The sequence below is a fragment of the Streptomyces sp. AC602_WCS936 genome (genome assembly GCF_019049125.1).
Taxonomy (GTDB): Bacteria; Actinomycetota; Actinomycetes; order Streptomycetales; family Streptomycetaceae; genus Streptomyces.
The window spans coordinates 156,043-172,851 of the sequence record NZ_JAGMUF010000137.1 but is presented as its reverse complement, the minus strand read 5'-3'; the positions used below and the strand labels follow the sequence as shown (position 1 = coordinate 172,851).

The window sequence follows — 16,809 nt, the reverse complement described above, 5'->3', positions numbered from 1 at the left end:
GGCCTCAGGCGAGTACGGCCTCCCAGGTGTCGACCGCGTAGTGGACCGACATGCCGGCTCGGCCGTAGAGCCGCGGGGCGCCCGTGGCGTTGGCGGTGTCGACGCCGAGACCCACCGTGTCCCGGCCCCGCGCCGCGAAGTGGGCGAAGGCGTGCCGCAGCAGGAATCCGCCGAGGCCGCGGCCGCGGGCCTCGCGCAGGACGCCGATGGCGCGGATCCAGCCCATGGCCTCGCGGTCGTCGCGGGCCAGCAGGAACCCGGCGTCGCCGAGGTCGTCGGTCTCGGCGATCCACACGAGGGACCAGTCCAGGCGCTCGGCGTCGATGTCGCTGAGCCACAGTGCGTACTCACGGGGCTGGAAGTCGAAGTGGTCCGCGAACGCCCGCTGGTACAGCTCGTGCACCCGCCGGCGGTCGGCCTCCGTGGCGCAGGCCCGCACCCGCACTCCGGCCGGCGGCTCGGGCGGGAGGTCGCTCGCCGGGTCCACCGCGCGGCGCAGCACGTGGTAGCGCCGTACGACGCTCCAGCCGCGGTCGGTGAGGAGTCCGGTGTCGGTCGTGGGCCGGGTGTTGAGGTGGAGGTGGACCACGGCCCGCTCGGCTCCGTTGTCCCGCGCCTTGGCCAGGGCACGGGCCTCCATGGCCGCGAGGACCCGCAGTCCGGTCGCCTGGTGGTCGGGCAGCACGTAGTGGTCGATGTCGACGCGTTCGCCGCCCGACTCGTCCCACAGCAGGCCGTAGGCCACGAGCCGGTCGTCGTCGAAGGCCAGCCACGAGTCGCGCGTCAGGTCGGTCTCCGGGTGTTTCAGGTCGGCCTCGACGGTGTGCTGGTCGGTCTCGGGTCGGCCGATCTCGATCCGGTCGATCTCGTTGAGCAGGCCGGTGATGGCGGGGGCGTCGGCGAGGGTGGCCGGCCGCACGGGAGCAGGGGACATGAGTGCAGGGTTGGGGTTGACGGTGGGTGACCGCAACGGGTTTTCCGGCGGCCACCGCGTCCGAGGGCGGCGCCGCCGGTTCCAGCCGGGGCACGTAGACCGGCGAACCGGGGGCATACGGAAGTCCCGAGCCCCTCTCCGACGCCGACCGACGGGAGTTCCCGTGACGCCGAGCCTGCGCACCGCCCGCGCGTGCCGTGCCGCCGCCGTCCTGCTGCTCGCCGCCGCCGGATACGCGGCCACCCATCATCCCTGGCTCGGCGTGCCGGGCCTGTACGCCGCCGCCGTGTTCGCGTGGTGCGCCGCCCGTGCGCGGACGGAGCACCGGCTGCGGCTCGTACGGGTGCGGCGTGCCGAGCGCCTGGCCCGCCCCCGGTCACGGCAGTCCCTCGTCGCGCCGGCACCGTGCTGCGCGTTCTGGCAGCGCTCCTACGGCGCCGTGCACGGCCCCGAGTGCACCCGGCCGGCCGCCGCCCGCGTGCCCCTGAGCGGCTGCTGCGAGCGGTGGTGGACCTCGCTGGGCACGGGCCACGACGCGGACTGCCGCCACCACACCGGCAGTTCGGAGCCGGACCGGGCCCGTACCGGCCCGTGAGACGCTCGCCGGGCCGTCGCGTCAGCGGGCGGCCTGTGCCAGCGCCGTCCGCAGGGCGAGCGGGGTCGCGGCCGCCCAGGCCTGCGGCGAGCAGGAGTGCGGGTACGGCACCGGCCCCGCGGTCGCCGAGCGGTCGTACCCGGCGAGGACCTCGGGCAGCCGGTGGCCGTGGTGGGCCGCCGCCGCGACCAAACCCTCGGTGACGGTGCGCACCTCGGCCGCGAGGCCGTGGCGGGCCAGCCCCAGCGCGATGACCGCGTTGTCGTGCGGCCAGGCGCTGCCCCGGTGGTACGACAGCGGGTGGTACGGGCGCTGGCCGGCGGCGAGGGTGCGGATCGCCCAGCCGGAGAAGAAGTCCGGCTCCAGCAGCCGTCGCCCGACCCGCCGGGAGCGCTCGGTGTCGAGGATGCCCGACCACAGCAGGTGTCCGGCGTCCGAGGCCAGCGCGTCGACCCGGCGTCCGGTGCCGTCCAGGGCGAGGGCCGGGAAGTCCGCCTCCGGCATCCAGAAGTCCGCCGTGAAACGGTCGCGGAGGCGGGCGGCGGTGTCGCGGAGCCCGCGCGCGTACGGCTCGTCCCGCCAGACCTCGTCGGCGAGCCGAGCGGTCCGCACGAGTGCGTCGTAGGCGTAGCCCTGCGCCTCCGAGACGGCGATGGGGCCCTCGGCCTGGGTTCCGTCGGCGAAGCAGACGGCGCCCGCGGAGTCCTTCCAGTTCTGGTTGACCAGACCGCACGGGTCGGGCGTGTAGACGAGGTAGCCGTGCTCGTCGAGGCCGCCGTCGGTGAGCATCCAGTCCACGGCGCGCCGCGCGTGCCGCTCCAGGCGCAGGGCCAGGGACGGGTCACCGGTGGTCTCGTGGTGGGCGTGGAGCAGGACCAGGAAGAGCGGCGTGGCGTCGACGGCGCCGTAGTACCGGCCGTAGGGGACCTGCCGGAAGTGGGCGAGTTCGCCGTGCCGGGTCTCGTGGACGATGCGTCCGGGCTGCTCTCCGCTGTAGGCGTCGTGGCGCTCGCCCTGGGTGGCGGCGAGGGCGCTGAGGACGGCGGCCGCGGTCCCGGACCGGTACGGCAGGAGGAAGTACGACGTCAGCAGGGAGTCGCGGCCGAACAGGGTGAGGAACCACGGGATGCCGGCCGCGGGGACGCGCACCTCCTCGCCGTCGACGCCGGTGACCGGGACGGTCAGCAGGTCGATGTCCGCGAGGCCGCGCTCGACGGTGCGGGACAGGTCGTCCGTCGCGGATTCCGGCCTGTCCGGGCCTCCTTCGGCGGTGGCCGGGACGGGCGCGGGCCTTCCGTGCGGGTGGGCGCGGACGGTCAGGTGCAGTTCGGCCCGACCGTGCGCGTCGAGCGGCAGGTGCCAGGTGAGTGTGCGGGCGGTGTCCCGGGGTCCGGCCGGTGCGGGGGCCGCCGTGTCCGGCGCGGGACGGCAGGTGAGTTCGGTCCTGGACCGCCAGTCGGCCCGCCGGTAGGTGATGAGCAGCCCGTCGGCAGTGTCGGCGGTCTCGTACTGCGCGCCGGGTTTGGCGTACTCGCGGTCGTCGGCGCGGAGTTCGAAGAGGTCGGCGAAGTCGGCGTCGACGGTGAGGTCGATGCGGGCGGTGACGGGGTCGGGGCGGTTGCCGACCAGAGTGAGGTGCTCGGTGAGGGTGCCGGCGGTGACGCTCTGGCGCCGGAAGACGGTGCAGGCGGGCGGGTGGTCCCGGGTGCCCTCGGGGGTGAGCACGCAGGTGGCCGTGGCATCGGTCTCCGGCGTGGCGGGCACCAGGGCGGCGGGGGCGGTGCCGTCGACGGTGAGGTGCCAGCGGCTGAGGTGCCGGGCGTCCTGGAAGAACAGTCCGTCGGGCGCCGGCCCCCCGCTTCCGCTGATCTCCCCGTCGGCGCCGAGACGGACGAAGGTGGCATCGCGCACCAGTTGGACGCGGGGGGCGGCCGCGGTCACGGCATGGGCTCCTTCGGGTCGGCGCTCAGCAGGTCGAGGGTGAGGGCGGCGGTCCAGGAGAAGTGCCGGGCGCCGCGGGCCTCCCCGGTGGAGGGGTCGACGTACTCGGCGAATCCGGAGCGTCCCGCCCGGGCGAGGAAGTCGGCGCGCAGGCGTTCGGCGTCCGGCTGGAGGCCGTGGGTGCGCAGCCCTCGCTCGATCAGCCAGGCCGTGTTGAACCAGGCCGGTCCGCGCCAGTACCGGGCGGGGTCGAAGGCGTGGCCGGTCAGGTCGTAGCTCGGGACCAGGCTCGTGGCCGGGGCGGCGAAGCGCGGGCCGGTGAGCGTGGTGTGCAGGCGCCGGACGACGTCCTGCGGCAGGTGCGGCACGAGGAGCGGGATCAGGCCGCTGACGCTCCCCTCGTCGACCGGCGTGTCGGTGTGCAGATCGCGCACGCGGAAGAGGCCGGCCTCCTCATCCCAGAGTCGGTCCGTCAGTGCCCGGGTCAGCTCGGCGGCCCGCTCGGTGTGCCGTTGCCCCGGCAGGCCCAGTTCGCGCGCCATGGCGGCCAGGGCGAGTTCGCTCACGACCAGCAGCGCGTTGAAGCAGGGGTCCTCCACGGCGAACCGGTGGCGTACGACCCGGTCGTCGTAGCCCGCTTTCCGGTACTCGGTGGCCAGCCGGACGTAGCGGCCGTAGTCGAGGTCGGTGGGCCGGTCGGCGGCGTGCCCGTGGTCGAGGTCGGCGCGCCGGAAGGTGCCGGGGTCGATGGGTTCGACGCGCCGCAGGGCGCGGTCCCAGCAGGGGCTGTTGTCCATGCCGGGTTCCCAGGGGTGGACGACGGCCGCGAGGCCGCCGCCACCGAGGTCGCGGCGGGTGCGGAGATAGTCGTGCCAGGCGGCGAGGCGGGGGTGGACGCGGGCGAGGAAGCCGCGGCGGCGCGACTCCGCCGGGTCGGCCAGGTGCACCAGCCAGGCCGCCAGGGCGTGCACGGGCGGCTGGACGATGCCGGAGGTCTCGGCGGCCGACGGGGCGCCCGCGGCGCGGCCGGCCGACGAGGACTGCCAGAAGTCGGGGCTCGGGAAGTAGGCGTCGTGGGGCAGCGCGGGGTTGAAGACGATGTGCGGGACGCGTCCGTCGGCCCACTGGGCGGCCAGCAGGGACTCCAGTTCCCGCTGGGCGCGGCGCACCGAGAGGTGGCGCAGTCCGATGGCGACGAAGGCGGAGTCCCAGCTCCACTGGTGGGGGTAGAGGGTGCGGGAGGGGACGGTGGACGCGCCGGTCCAGTTGTCGATGAGGACCCGCGCCGCGCCGCGCCGCAGGGTCAGGTCAGCGGGCGCGGCGGGCGCGGGCCGGTCCAGGAGGTTCGGGGCGGACTTCACGCGCCGGACCTCTTGAGGAAGGCGGGGACGGAGCGCACGGCCTCGGCGGGGTCGCCGGTCAGCCGGCATTCGAGGGCGAGGTGTCCGTCGTAGCCGATGGTGTGCAGGGCGCCGAGCCAGGCGGGCCAGTCGAGGTGTCCGGCGCCGGGCTGGAAGCGGTTGGAGTCGGAGACCTGGGCGTGGCCGATGACGTCGGCGTGGGCGAGGATCGCGGCGGCGGGGTCGGTCTCCTCGATGTTCATGTGGTAGCTGTCGATGCCGATCCGGACCGAGTCCAGGCCGACGGCGCGGATCAGGTCGGCGGCCTGGTCGAGCCGGTTGACCATGTGGTCCTCGTACCGGTTGAGCGGCTCCAGGAAGAGGGTGACGCCCTCGCGGCGGGCGTGCTCGCCGAGTTCGGTGAGCCCGGCGAGAAGCACGTCGCGGTCCTCCTCCTCGGTGCGCGGCGGCTCGAAGGGGGGCAGGCGGCGGGAGAACATGCCGTACGAGGCGGGCGTCTGGGCGCCGGTGCCGCCGATCTCGGCGATGACGGTGAGCTGGGACTTCATCTGGGCGACGGCGTCGCGGCGCAGGTCCTCGTCGAAGGCGCCGAGGAAGTGCGGCATGTCGACGCAGACGGTCGGCATGACGACGCCGTCCTGGCGGGCCTGCTTCAACTCGTCGAGGCGGGCGGCGAAGTGGAGGTCGCCCTTGCCGCGCAGTTCGATCGCGTCGTAGCCGGCCTGCTGGGCGAAGTCCCACTTGGCCTGCAGGGTCTCCCCGGGCAGGAGCTGTTCCTGGACGGCGGTCTTGAGCATGGGGGTGCCTTTCGGGACTCTCAGAATTCCAGGACGACCTGCAGCGCCTCGGCGGGCCGCTCGTCCAGCAGTACGTAGGCGTCGGCCGCGTCGGCGACGGGGACGACGTGACTCACCAGCGAGTCGACGTCCACCTGGCCCTCGGCGACCAGGCGCAGGAAGGTCTGCTGGAGGCGTTCGACGGTCCAGCGGTTCGACAACTGCGGGGGTACGCCGCCGATCTGGGAGCAGATCAGCTGGACCCGGTTGTGGTGGAACTCGTCACCGAGACGCAGGCCGATGCCGTCGCCCTGGTAGAAGCCGGAGGCCACCACCCGGCCGCCGGCGGCGACCGAGCGCAGCGCCTCGTGCAGGGCCGGGTAGGCGCCGCTGATCTCGATGGCGAGGTCGGCGCCGAGGCCGCCGGTGGCCTCGCGGACGCGTTCGGCGACGGCGTCGGTGCGGGCGTTGAGGGTGTGCTGGGCGCCGTACCGCTTCGCGGTCTCCAGGCGGCCGTCGAGGGCGTCGACGGCGGTGACGCGGGCGCCGCTGAGCCGGGCGAGGCGCGTGGTGAGCAGGCCGATGACGCCCTGTCCGAACACGGCGACGTCCTCGCCGAGGTGGATGTCGCCGGCCAGGACGGCGTTGTAGGCGATGGCGCCGACCCGGGCGAAGGCACCGGCCAGCGGTTCCAGGCCGTCCGGCAGGGTGTGCCCGATCATGCGCTCGGCGGGGACGATGCCCTCGCCGCGGTGGCCCCAGATGCCCCACACGAGGTCGCCGGGGACGGGGAGATCCGGGGTTCCGGCGAGTTCCGGGGAGACCTCGACGACCTCGCCGACCTCGGAGTAGCCCCAGCCGGCCACCGGGTATTCGATGCCGGGCGCCCCGTCGCGGAAGAGCCTCGCCTGCGGGTCCCAGGTGCGGGTCAGGTACGGGTTGGTGCCGCGGTAGGCGGTGAGTTCGGTGCCGGCCGAGATGCCCGAGTATCGGGTGCGGACCCGCAGGTGGCCGGGCGGGAGTTCGGCCCTGGGGTGCTCGGCGACCTCCACCTCACGGGGGCCGGTGAACTGGACGACGCGCTCCACTGATGGCACGGATGACACGGAGGGCTCCGGAGGGGTTGCTGATGCGGTTGCTGACGCGGCTGCAGATGCGTTGCGTCGACAATATCCGCAACTTATGTCTTGTCAACCAGCAAAAGTGATGCTGTGATGCGTGACGAGCAGACGTAAGCCGGAACGAGGACACTCAATGCGCATCAGGACCCTGCGGTCGAGGACGACCGCGGTCGGCGTCACGGCAGCCATGGGAATCGGGCTGCTCTCGGGCTGCGCGGGCAGCATCGGGCCCGGCAAACCGGACCGTGAGATCACGGTCTGGTCGCAGGAGAACCTGCCCGACCGCGTCGCCGCGACGCGGAAGGTCATCGACGGGTTCGAGAAGAAGAGCGGCGTCAAGGTGAAACTCGTCGGGGTCGACGAGAAGCAAATGCCGCAGCTCATCATGTCGGCGGCGGCGTCGGGCACCCTGCCCGACGTCATCGGCGCCGCCCCCATGGGCCAGGTGTGGCAGATGTACAGCAACGGCCTGCTGAACACCGACATTCCGAAGAAGATCGTCGACGAGCTGGGCCGGGACACCTTCAACGCCAACGCGCTGGAGCTGACCTCCGACGGTGCCACCAGCCTCGGTGTGCCCTCCGACGCCTGGCTGCAGCTGCTGGTCTACCGCAAGGACCAGTTCGGGCAGAAGGGCCTGCCCGCTCCGGACACGTACGCGAAGGCACTGGCCGCCGCCAAGGCACTGACCACCGAGGGTCACGACGGCATCTCCGCGGCCACCGATCCCAGCGACGCCTTCACGTCCCAGAGCTTCGAGAGCATCGCCCTCGCCAACGACTGCCAACTGGTCGACGACCGCCACGAGGTGGCTCTCCAGTCCCCGCAGTGCGAGACCGCGTTCCGTACCTACGACCAGCTGGCCCGCGTCTACGGCCCCCCGGGCACCCAGACCGTGGACTCCACCCGCGCGACGTACTTCGCGGGCCGGTCCTCCATGGTCATCTGGTCGTCGTTCCTGCTCGACGAACTCGCCGGCCTGCGCAAGGACGCGCTGCCCAGCTGCCCCGAATGCGAGAAGAACCCGCAGTACCTGGCCGACAACAGCGGCATCGTCACCGCGATGAAGGGCCCCGACGCGAAGGAGCCTGCCCAGTTCGGCGAGATCACCTCGTGGGTGACCACGAAGACGGCCGAGACCGCGGCGTCCCGCGAGTTCATCGAGTACATGATGGGCACCGGCTACGAGTCCTGGTTCGGCATGGCGCCCGAGGGCAAGATCCCGGTCCGCACGGGCACGGCCGCCGACCCCGAGCGCTACCTCGACGCCTGGCGCGACAGCGACATCGGCGTCGACACCCGCAAGCCCCTCGACGAGGTCTTCCCCGACAGCCTGCTCGACCAGCTCGCCGACGGCGTCAGCGACATGCGCCGCTGGGGCATCACCCAGGGCGAGGGAGCCCTGGTCGGCGCCACCAACGGCGAACTTCCCGTGCCGAAGGCCGTCGGCGCCATGACCAGCGGCCAGAGCTCTCCGTCCGAGGCGGCACGCGACGCCGACGAAGAGGTCGCCGCCCTGAAGAAGTCCCTGCAGTAGCCGCCCGCCTGCACGTCACGAAGGTCCCTCATGACTACAGCCCCAGCCGGCGCACCGCAGCGCCGGGACACCGGCCCCCGGCCCACGGACGGGCCCGCCGAACCCCGCCGCCGTCCGATGACCGCGAGCCGCCGCGCCAACCGCGCGGGCCTCGCGTTCGTCTCCCCCACCTTCCTCGTGGTCCTCGTGGTGGTGGTGCTGCCCATCGCGTGGACCGTGCTGCTGGCCTTCCAGAAGGCCAAGCTCGTCGACATCCAGGGCATGGGCCTGTTCGGCAACTGGTCCCTGGACAACTTCGCGCAGGTTTTCGACTCGGCCGGCTTCTGGTCCAGCCTGTGGACCACCCTGCTCTACACGGCGGGCTCCACGCTCGGCTCCGTCGTCCTCGGCCTGGTCGCCGCGCTCGCGCTGCGCAAGCCGTTCAAGGGGCGCGGGGTGCTGCGCGCGGCGATGCTGCTGCCGTACGTCGCGCCCGTCGTCGCCGTGGCCTTCGTCTGGGAGGTCGCGCTCAGTCCGCAGTACGGCGTGGTCAACGACTGGGGGCGGCGGCTGTTCGGCTGGGACGACCCGATCGCGTTCCTGTCGACCCGCGAGTACGAGGTGAACCTCCTCGGTCTGCACTTCGACGTCCCGCTGGCGCTGCTGACCGTCATCGTCTTCGAGTGCTGGCGCTACTTCCCCTTCGCCTTCCTCTTCATACTGGCCCGGCTGCAGGCGGTGCCGGACACCCTGGAGGAGGCCGCGCTGGTCGACGGCGCCACGATCACCCAGCGCTTCCGGCACGTGCTGCTGCCCCAGCTGATGCCGGTGATCGCGCTGCTGTGCGTGCTGCGCTTCATCATGACGTTCAACAAGTTCGACGACGTCTACCTGCTCACCGGAGGCGGCGCCGGCACCGACGTGGCCGCGGTGCGCGTCTACGACTTCCTCACCGCCCGCTACGACGTGGGGGCCGCGGCCGCCCAGGCGCTCGTCCTGGCCCTCGTACTGATGATCCTGCTGGGCCTCTACTTCAAGTTCTTCGGCAACAAGGTCCAGGAGGAAGCGTGACGCAGAACGTGCCCCAGAAGGCGGCGCTGAGCCGGGCCCGGTTCGAGGAGCGGTTCTTCGGCGTCGCGCGGTGGATCGTCATCGCGTTCCTCGCCGTGATCACCCTCCTGCCCTTCTACTACATGGTGCTGCTGTCCCTGAAGCCCATCGACGCCCTCCTGCTCGACCCGGGCTCCCTGTGGATCTCGGCGAAGGACTTCACCCTCTCCACCTACCAGGACGTACTGCGCTCCACCGACGACGGCGGCCAGGGCTTCCTCAAGTTCCTGGTCAACTCCGCGCTGGTCTCCCTCGGCACGGTGGCGCTGACCCTGGTGGCCGCCGTGCCCGGCGCCTATGCCGTCAGCCGGCTGAAGTTCTTCGGCCACCGCCAGGTCAGCGCGCTCTTCCTGGCCGTGTACATGTTCCCGGCGACCCTGCTGGCCGTGCCGCTCTTCGTCATCTTCGCGAAGATCGGCCTGTCCTCCAGCCTCGTCGGCCTCGCCGTCGTCTACGTCGCCCAGACCGTGCCGGTGTCGATCTACATGCTGAAGAACTACCTCGTCACCATCCCGGCCTCCATCGAGGAGGCCGCCGCGCTGGACGGTTGCTCGCGGCTGCAGACGGTCCGCAAGGTGATCCTGCCGCTCGCGCTGCCCTCCCTGATGGCGACCGGGCTGTACGTCTTCATGATCGCGTGGAACGAGTTCCTGTTCGCGCTGCTGTTCCTGGCCGCGGACCCCGGTCAGTGGACGGTCTCCCTGGGACTGGCCCAGCTCTCCAACGGCATCGAGGTACCGAAGACGATCCTGATGGCCGGTTCCGTGGTGCTGACGATCCCCGTGGTACTTCTGTTCTTCGCCGCCGAACGACTCCTGACCGAGGGTCTGACCAGCGGCGCCGACAAGAGTTGAGCCCTGGGGGACACATGATGACGTCGAGTCAGGCCAGCGCGGGCGCGCTGCTGGAGCTGATCCGCAGCGGCCGCGCCAACACCCGGGCCGACCTCCAGCAGGCCACCGGGCTGTCCCGGTCCACCGTGGGTCAGCGCCTCGACCTGCTCAACCGGGCCGGGTGGCTGCGCCATACCACCGGCGAGTCCACGGGCGGCCGGCCGTCGCACCGGATCGCCTTCGATCCGTCCCACGCCTCGGTCATCGCCTTCGACCTGGAGACCCGGCACGCCCGCGCCGCCGTCCTCGACCTCGCCGGCACCATCCTGGCCGAGCACACCGGGCCGATGGACGTCGGCGAGGGGCCCGAGCACGTCCTGGACCGGCTGGCCGAGTGGTTCCCCGACCTGATCGCGGCGGCCGGGGTCCCGGCCTCCCACGTCGCGGGCATCGGGCTGTCCGTGCCGGGGCCGGTCGACTGGGAGTCCGGTCGGGTGATCGAGCCGCCCATCATGCCGGGCTGGGACCGGTATCCCATCCGGGAGCGGCTGCGGAAGGCGTACGCGGCGCGGACGGGCCTGGACGCGGAGGCCGACGCCGTTCCGGTGCTCGTGGACAACGACGCCAACCTGATGGCGCTGGCCGAGCACCAGGCCAACCACCGTGACTGTTCGTCCTTCGTCCTGCTGAAGGTCTCCACGGGCATCGGCGCGGGCGTCGTCATCGGCGACACGCTGTACCGGGGCATCGACGGCGGGGCCGGCGACATCGGGCACATCCGTCTGCACGACCGGTCCGACGCGCTGTGCATGTGCGGCTCCCACGGCTGCCTCGCGGCCGTCGCCAGTGGGCGGGCCATCGCCAAGGAGCTGTCCGCCCTCGGCCTCGACACCGCCTCGGGGCGGGACGTCCGTCGGCTGCTCAACGAGGGACACCCGGACGCCGTGCGGCTGGCCCGGGAGGCCGGCCGGCGGGTGGGCGAGGTGCTGGTCACGGTCGTCACCCTGCTCAACCCGGGCGTACTCATGATCGCCGGCGAACTGTCCGGGGTGCCGTTCCTGACCGGGGTGCGCGAGCTGGTGTACCAGCGGGCGATGCCCCGCGCGACGGCCAACCTCCAGGTCGTCACCTCACGGCTCGGCGACCACGCGGGGCTCATCGGGGCCGCCGCCATGGTCGTGGAGCACCTCTACTCCGCCGCCGGTGCCGACGCCCGCCTCGACCGCCTCGCGCCGTGAGCGCGGCGCCGCCCCTCCCCAACCCACCGAAAGCACCAGGAAGACAGGAACACCGTGAGCGCTGCCCCCGCCCCCTGGACCGGCCGGCCCGTCGAGGTCGGACTCGTGGGCGCCGGTCCCTGGGCCCGCACCATGCACGCCCGGACACTGGCCGCCGGGCCCGAGACGCGGCTGGCCGCGGTCTGGGCCCGCCGTACGGAGGCCGCCCGCGAGACCGCCGAGCCCTACGCCGCCCATGTCGCCGCGGACTTCGACGAGTTGCTGGACCGCTGCGAGGCCGTGGCCTTCGCCGTGCCGCCCGCCGTCCAGGCCGAGCTGGCACCGCTGGCGGCGAAGCGGGGCAAGGCCCTGCTGCTGGAGAAGCCGCTCGGGCCCGATCTGGCCTCGGCCCGCCGCGTGGCCGACGCGGTCGCGGAAGCCGGTGTGGTCTCCCAGCTCGTGCTGACCAAGCGCTACCACCCGGCCACCCGGGCCTTCCTGGACGCCGCGCGCGCCGTCGACGTGGCCGGGGCCCGCTCCTGCTACCTCCACGGTGCCTTCCTGCAGGGCGAGTTCGCCACCGGCTGGCGCCTCGAACACGGTGCTCTGCTCGACCTCGGCCCCCACCTGCTCGATCTGCTGGATGCCGCGATCGGCCCCATCACGGGCCTCCGCGCCACCGGCGACCCGCGCCGCTGGGCCGAACTGACCTGCGAGCACGAGAACGGAGCCGTCAGCCAGGCCTCCCTGTCCGGCTCGGTGGCCGTCCCGCGCACGCTCACCCGCGTCGAGCTCTTCGGCCCCGCGCACCCGCTGGTCTACGACACGGCCGACATCGACCACGAGGAGTGCTGGCCCGTCCTGCGCCACGACTTCGCGACGGCCGTCCGCACCGGCACGCCGACCCCGATCGACGCACAGCGCGGCCTGTACCTGCAGGGCCTCCTCGACCGGGCGGTACACGGTTGACCGACGGGCGCGACGGCCCCGCGTTCAGCGGGTGTCCGTCAGGCCGCCCGTCACGGCGATGACCTCACCGACGGTGAAACTGGAGTCCGCGTCGGACGCCAGGTACACGAAAGCGGGCGCCACCTCCTCCGGCTGGGCGACGCGTCCCATGGGGGCCGAACTGCCGAGGTTGGTCAGGTAGTCGTCCGTGAACCGCTGCCCCGACAGGTTGAGCACCGTCCAGGTGGGGCCCGGGGAGACGATGTTCGCGCGGACACCGCGCTGGGCGAGGTGGGGGGCGATGGACTTGGTGAAGACCACCAGGGCGGCCTTGGAGGCGGCGTAGTCCATCATGATCTCGCTGCCCTTGAGCGCCTCCTCGGAGGCGGTGGCGATCACCGCGTCACCGTGGGAGAGGTGCGGCAGGGCTGCCATGACCAGGTGGAAGTAGGCGTAGACGTTGGTCTTGAAGACCCGGTCGAAGTCCTCCGCCGTCAGGTCGGACAGGCTGTTCTGGCTGTTGAGGTAGGCGGCGTTGCTCACCAGGACATTGAGACCGCCGAGTTCCGCCACGGTGCGCTCGACGACGTCCGCGCAGAACGCCGGGTCGCAGAGGTCACCCGGCAGCAGCAGGCAGGTGCGGCCCTCCTTCTCGACCGCCTCCCGGGCCTCGTCGGCGTCACTCTGCTCCTCGGGCAGGTGGACGATCGCGACATCGGCCCCCTCACGGGCGTAGAGCACGGCGACCGCGCGGCCGATGCCGGAGTCGCCCCCGGTGATCAGCGCGACCTTCCCGGCGAGCTTTCCGGAGCCCCGGTAGTTCGGGGCGTGGTAGCGCGGGCGCACCTCCATCAGCTCTTCCAGGCCGGGCCGCTGCTGGCGCTGGAAGCGGTAGGGCGGGGTGATCTCCGCCTCCTCCTGGGGCATCGCCGGACGGTCGAGCGGTCCGCCGCCCGTGCCGTTCCTCTCCGCCATCACTGGCCTCCACACGATCGCTTGTACGGTCGGCGCCGTCGGCCGACGGCGCACAGAATCCGCATGTCCCGAGCTCAGAGCCTCAAACGACCCACCGCTTCAGTCGACGACCGCGGTGGCCTCGACCTCGATCAGGATGCCCTCCAGCAGCTGGGGCATCTTGTCGGGGGGCCAGACGAAGACCAGCTTCGATCCGGCGGCGATCGACACCTGCCGGTAGACGTCGATCTCCCGATGACCGCGCCACCGCCGTGAGACACTTTGCCTCGCCTTTGCCTTTCGGGAACCCCGTGGCTCCCAAGGGCGTTCAAGCTGGTGAGAGTCAAGACGGATACACAGCAACAGAAGCCGAGGTGGCACGAGTGGCGATGTGGGACAAGATCAAGGACCAGGCCAAGACCTTCCAGCAGTCCCAGGGCACTCGGGGAGCAAGCGGTCACGGACACGGGCAGCAGGGACACGGACAGCAGGGGTACGGGCAGCAGGGCGTCGGCAGCGGGTCGGGGTCGTCGTCCTCGGGCGGTTCCAAGGCACAGCTGATCGGGCTGTTCAAGTCCCAGCTGGCGTCGGTCAAGACCGAGCTCAAGAGCGGTGCCTACCGGGACGCCAGCATGGCCATGTGCGCGCTGGTCGCCGCGGCCGACGGCCAGGTGGAGCCGGCGGAGCGGCAGCGCGTGGAGGAGCTGATCGTCTCCAACGAGGTGCTGCAGAACTTCCCGGCCGACCAGCTCCGCCAGCGTTTCAACCAGCACGTGGACAAGCTCGTCGCCAACTTCGAACTGGGCAGGAGCGAGGCCCTGCAGGTGATCGCCAAGGCCGCGAAGAAGCCCGCGGAGGCCCGGGCCGTCATCCAGACCGGCATGGTCATCGCCGGTGCCGACGGGGTCTTCGAGCCGTCCGAGCAGTACGCGATCCGCGAGGCCTGCACCGCTCTCGGCGTGCCGCCGTCGGAGTTCGGCGTCTGATCCACCCGGAAAGCGTTTGACGGTGCCGGCGTCGAGGGGTCGGATGACGTCCATGAGTTCAGGGCGGACACAGCCGGGGGCGTACCCCCTCGACACCGGTCTCGTGCTTCGGTTGGTCGCCGGGCAGTTCCCTCGGTGGAGGGGACTGCCCGTCGAGCGCTTCCCCTCCGGCGGCACGGTCAACGCGATGTACCGGCTGGGCGACGCCATGGTCGTACGACTGCCGCTGGTGGCGGGCGGAGCCGGGGACGTGACGGCGGAGCGCGAGTGGCTGCCCCGCCTCGCGCCCCTGCTGCCCACCCGAATCCCCGAGGTGCTCGGCGTCGGTGAGCCGGCCGAGGGCTACCCGTGGCCGTGGTCGGTCTACCGGTGGCTGCCCGGTGACCTCCCGGAGGCCGGTGCGCTCACCGCACCCGAGCCGCTGGCCCGGGACCTGGCCCGCTTCGTCGCCGCCATGCGCGACGTCGGCCTGCCGGGCGCGCCGGGCGCCCATCGCGGCGGCCCGCTCGCCACGCTCGACGCGGAGACCCGGGCCGCCCTCGACGCGCTGCGCGCCCTGCCCGAGGAGGGCGTCGACTGCGAGGCCCTGGCCGCCGTGTGGGAGGACGCACTGCGGGCGCCGGACTGGGACGGGCCGCCGGTCTGGCTGCACGCCGACCTGATGCCGGGAAACCTGCTGGTCGACGGGGGCAGACTGGCCGCGGTGATCGACTTCGGGTGCATGGGGGCGGGCGATCCGGCCTGTGACCTCTTCCCGGCGTGGAATCTGCTTCCGGCCACCGCCCGGAAGGTCTTCCGCGAGACGCTGGGCGTGGACGACGCCACCTGGCGACGCGGCCGGGCGCGGACGCTCTCCCAGGCACTGATCGCCCTGCCGTACTACCGGAGGACCAACCCCGCGATGGCGGCCAACGCCCGCCATGTCATCCGGGCGGTACTGGCGGAGACCGGCTGAACCTTCGCCCCGACCGCTCCACTACGGCGCGATCCCGACCCCGTCGATCCGGCTCCACGCCCGCTCCTGTGCGGCGGTCATGGCGGGCCAGTCCAGCCCGCCGGGCCGGGGCCGCACCCGGGATGCGTAGGACGCCGGGTGGTACCCGGGTTCGTAGTGGCAGCCGCCGCCGTACTCCGCGTCGAAGGCGGCGCAGGACGCGGCGACCGAGCGGGGGGTCGGTTTGCGCCCGGAGCGCGCCCAGTCGTCCAGCGCCGCGAGGGAGTTGGCGTACTCGGCATCGCTCAGTGAGCTGTGCTCGCGCTCGTCGGTGAACGTCTGGACCAGGTTCCCGCCCCGGCCCGCGCCCCGGAGGGTGGCACGGTAGGCCGCCTCGTGCTCCACGAAGGCCGTGGGGTCGTCGATCGCGTGCAGGGTGAGGACCGGGAGGGAGACCTTGCCGGTGAGGTCGCTGTCGTAGGAGAGGTCCCGGCGGGCGGTGGGGTCGGCCGAGAAGCGCGCGACGCCCGCGTTGAGCGCCTTGTCGTCGTGCGAACCCGAGTACCGCACGCCCCGGTTGGAGAACGGGTTGCGGCCGCCGAGCCGGTTCGCGACGATGTCCCGGAACGTGAAGGTCGCGAAGCGCAGGTGGGACTCCAGGGTGCGCTCCGGGACGCCGGTCACCGCGAGGATGTCGTCGAGGTTGCGCTGCTGGCGGGCTGTGCGGTCCGCCGGGGCGGAGGCGTAGCCGGTGCACTCCTGGAGACGGGCGCGCAGCCCCGTGGTGGTCATGGTGGAGTCCGGGCGCAGCCCCTGCCACAGCGGGTACCGCGGTTCGCTCGGGCGCGGGTGGTTGCGGCAGTAGTACTGGTAGACGACCCGCAGGTCGACCCGGTAGTCGTAGCCGCGCGAACCGCCGCCGAGGACGCCGTTGGTCAGCAGCACCCCGTCGTAGGCGCCCGGTCGCCCGCCGTAGGTCTCGGCGGCCTTGGCGGCGACGTTGCCGCCCCAGGACTGTCCGTGCAGGTACGTCCGCTCCGGCCGGCCGAAGTGCTCGGTGAACAGCCGGCGTACGTTCTCGGTGTCGGCGGCCGCCATCCTGGCTCCGTAGCCGCCCCGGCGGTAGGCGGAGCCGGCCCACGCGTACCCCTCCTCGACCATCACCGCCCAGCGTTCCAGGTCGTCGGTGCTGCGGTCGGGGTCGGAGGCGTCGCCGAGGCCGGGGCCGCCGTGGGCGTGCACGACGAGGGACCCGTTCCAGCGGGCCGGCACGGCCATCGTGTAGTGGGCGCCGTTGGCGTCCCGGCCGGTGTAGCAGCGTGCCTTGTCCGCCAGTTCGGCCGGGCAGTCGGCGGCGGTCGGGCCCGTGCCCGGCCGGGGGGTCTGTGCGGGGGCGGCGGACACGTTGCCGAGGGTGCCGAGGAGGACGGCGGTGAGGGCGGCGGCCAGGACCGCCGGGCGGCGTCGGCGGGGCGCGGCCCAGGGGATACGGGCGGGCGCGTGGGGGGTGGTCACGGGCGGCTCCTGTACGTGGTGCGCGCGAAGTTGCGCTGCGAGCCGCGATGCTAGGAACGCCCGGGAAC

The 16,809-nt window shown here is 72.6% G+C and carries 15 protein-coding genes; 8 read left to right on the top strand and 7 right to left on the bottom strand.

Going from position 1 to position 16,809, the window contains the following annotated elements:
* Positions 1–4: 4 nt before the first annotated feature.
* Entirely contained in the window at positions 5–934 is a 930-nt protein-coding gene (locus KUM03_RS37015) for a GNAT family N-acetyltransferase (protein ID WP_217254977.1), read from the bottom strand.
* A gap of 163 nt (positions 935–1,097) precedes the next feature.
* Here KUM03_RS37015 and KUM03_RS37010 point away from each other — a divergent pair, with 163 nt between their 5' ends.
* Positions 1,098–1,529 carry a hypothetical protein gene (locus KUM03_RS37010; RefSeq protein WP_217254976.1) on the top strand — a complete coding sequence of 144 codons (432 nt, stop codon included), beginning with the start codon at positions 1,098–1,100 and terminating at the stop codon, positions 1,527–1,529.
* A gap of 21 nt (positions 1,530–1,550) precedes the next feature.
* Here the strand turns inward: KUM03_RS37010 and KUM03_RS37005 are convergent, their stop codons facing one another.
* Genes KUM03_RS37005 through KUM03_RS36990 form a run of 4 tightly spaced genes read right to left on the bottom strand, consistent with a single transcriptional unit; the run spans position 1,551 to position 6,695 of the window.
* Entirely contained in the window at positions 1,551–3,470 is a 1,920-nt protein-coding gene (locus tag KUM03_RS37005) for a glycogen debranching N-terminal domain-containing protein (RefSeq protein ID WP_217254975.1), read from the bottom strand.
* A complete protein-coding gene (locus KUM03_RS37000; protein WP_308406483.1) occupies positions 3,467–4,831 on the bottom strand; it encodes a trehalase family glycosidase in 1,365 nt (454 codons plus the stop codon). The genes KUM03_RS37005 and KUM03_RS37000 overlap by 4 nt, the downstream gene beginning before the upstream one ends.
* Positions 4,828–5,628 carry a sugar phosphate isomerase/epimerase family protein gene (locus tag KUM03_RS36995; protein ID WP_217254972.1) on the bottom strand — a complete coding sequence of 267 codons (801 nt, stop codon included), beginning with the start codon at positions 5,626–5,628 and terminating at the stop codon, positions 4,828–4,830. Before KUM03_RS36995 ends, KUM03_RS37000 begins: the two co-directional genes overlap by 4 nt.
* A gap of 20 nt (positions 5,629–5,648) precedes the next feature.
* Positions 5,649–6,695, bottom strand: a complete 1,047-nt coding sequence (locus KUM03_RS36990) for a zinc-binding alcohol dehydrogenase (protein WP_217255180.1) — start codon at positions 6,693–6,695, stop codon at positions 5,649–5,651.
* 166 nt (positions 6,696–6,861) lie between these two features.
* Between KUM03_RS36990 and KUM03_RS36985 the strand changes: the two genes are divergently transcribed.
* The 5 genes from KUM03_RS36985 to KUM03_RS36965 are packed head-to-tail and all read left to right on the top strand — an operon-like array spanning position 6,862 to position 12,373.
* Positions 6,862–8,265 (top strand): ABC transporter substrate-binding protein, encoded by a 1,404-nt coding sequence (locus tag KUM03_RS36985; protein ID WP_217254971.1) that lies wholly within the window; start codon positions 6,862–6,864, stop codon positions 8,263–8,265.
* Between the two features lie 30 nt (positions 8,266–8,295).
* The gene (locus KUM03_RS36980; RefSeq protein WP_217254969.1) at positions 8,296–9,315 is read left to right on the top strand and encodes a carbohydrate ABC transporter permease; all 1,020 of its coding nucleotides are present in this window, start codon (positions 8,296–8,298) and stop codon (positions 9,313–9,315) included.
* Positions 9,316–9,323: 8 nt separating this feature from the next.
* Positions 9,324–10,208 carry a carbohydrate ABC transporter permease gene (locus KUM03_RS36975; RefSeq protein WP_217255179.1) on the top strand — a complete coding sequence of 295 codons (885 nt, stop codon included), beginning with the start codon at positions 9,324–9,326 and terminating at the stop codon, positions 10,206–10,208.
* A 17-nt stretch (positions 10,209–10,225) separates the two neighbouring features.
* Complete coding sequence (locus KUM03_RS36970) at positions 10,226–11,425, top strand: ROK family transcriptional regulator (protein ID WP_217255178.1); 1,200 nt, start codon at positions 10,226–10,228, stop codon at positions 11,423–11,425.
* Positions 11,426–11,479: 54 nt separating this feature from the next.
* Complete coding sequence (locus KUM03_RS36965; RefSeq protein ID WP_217254968.1) at positions 11,480–12,373, top strand: Gfo/Idh/MocA family protein; 894 nt, start codon at positions 11,480–11,482, stop codon at positions 12,371–12,373.
* Between the two features lie 24 nt (positions 12,374–12,397).
* Here KUM03_RS36965 and KUM03_RS36960 read toward each other — a convergent pair whose 3' ends face one another.
* Positions 12,398–13,327: an SDR family oxidoreductase gene (locus KUM03_RS36960; RefSeq protein WP_254400417.1), complete on the bottom strand. Its 930-nt coding sequence runs from the start codon at positions 13,325–13,327 to the stop codon at positions 12,398–12,400.
* Between the two features lie 362 nt (positions 13,328–13,689).
* Between KUM03_RS36960 and KUM03_RS36955 the strand changes: the two genes are divergently transcribed.
* Together KUM03_RS36955 and KUM03_RS36950 are read left to right on the top strand one after the other, a co-directional pair.
* Positions 13,690–14,292, top strand: coding sequence for a tellurite resistance TerB family protein (locus KUM03_RS36955; RefSeq protein ID WP_217255176.1), 603 nt, complete (start codon positions 13,690–13,692; stop codon positions 14,290–14,292).
* Positions 14,293–14,344: 52 nt separating this feature from the next.
* Entirely contained in the window at positions 14,345–15,247 is a 903-nt protein-coding gene (locus KUM03_RS36950) for an aminoglycoside phosphotransferase family protein (protein ID WP_217254967.1), read from the top strand.
* A gap of 21 nt (positions 15,248–15,268) precedes the next feature.
* Here the strand turns inward: KUM03_RS36950 and KUM03_RS36945 are convergent, their stop codons facing one another.
* On the bottom strand, positions 15,269–16,741 hold the full coding sequence (locus KUM03_RS36945) for a S9 family peptidase (protein WP_217254966.1): 1,473 nt from the start codon (positions 16,739–16,741) through the stop codon (positions 15,269–15,271).
* Positions 16,742–16,809: the final 68 nt, after the last annotated feature.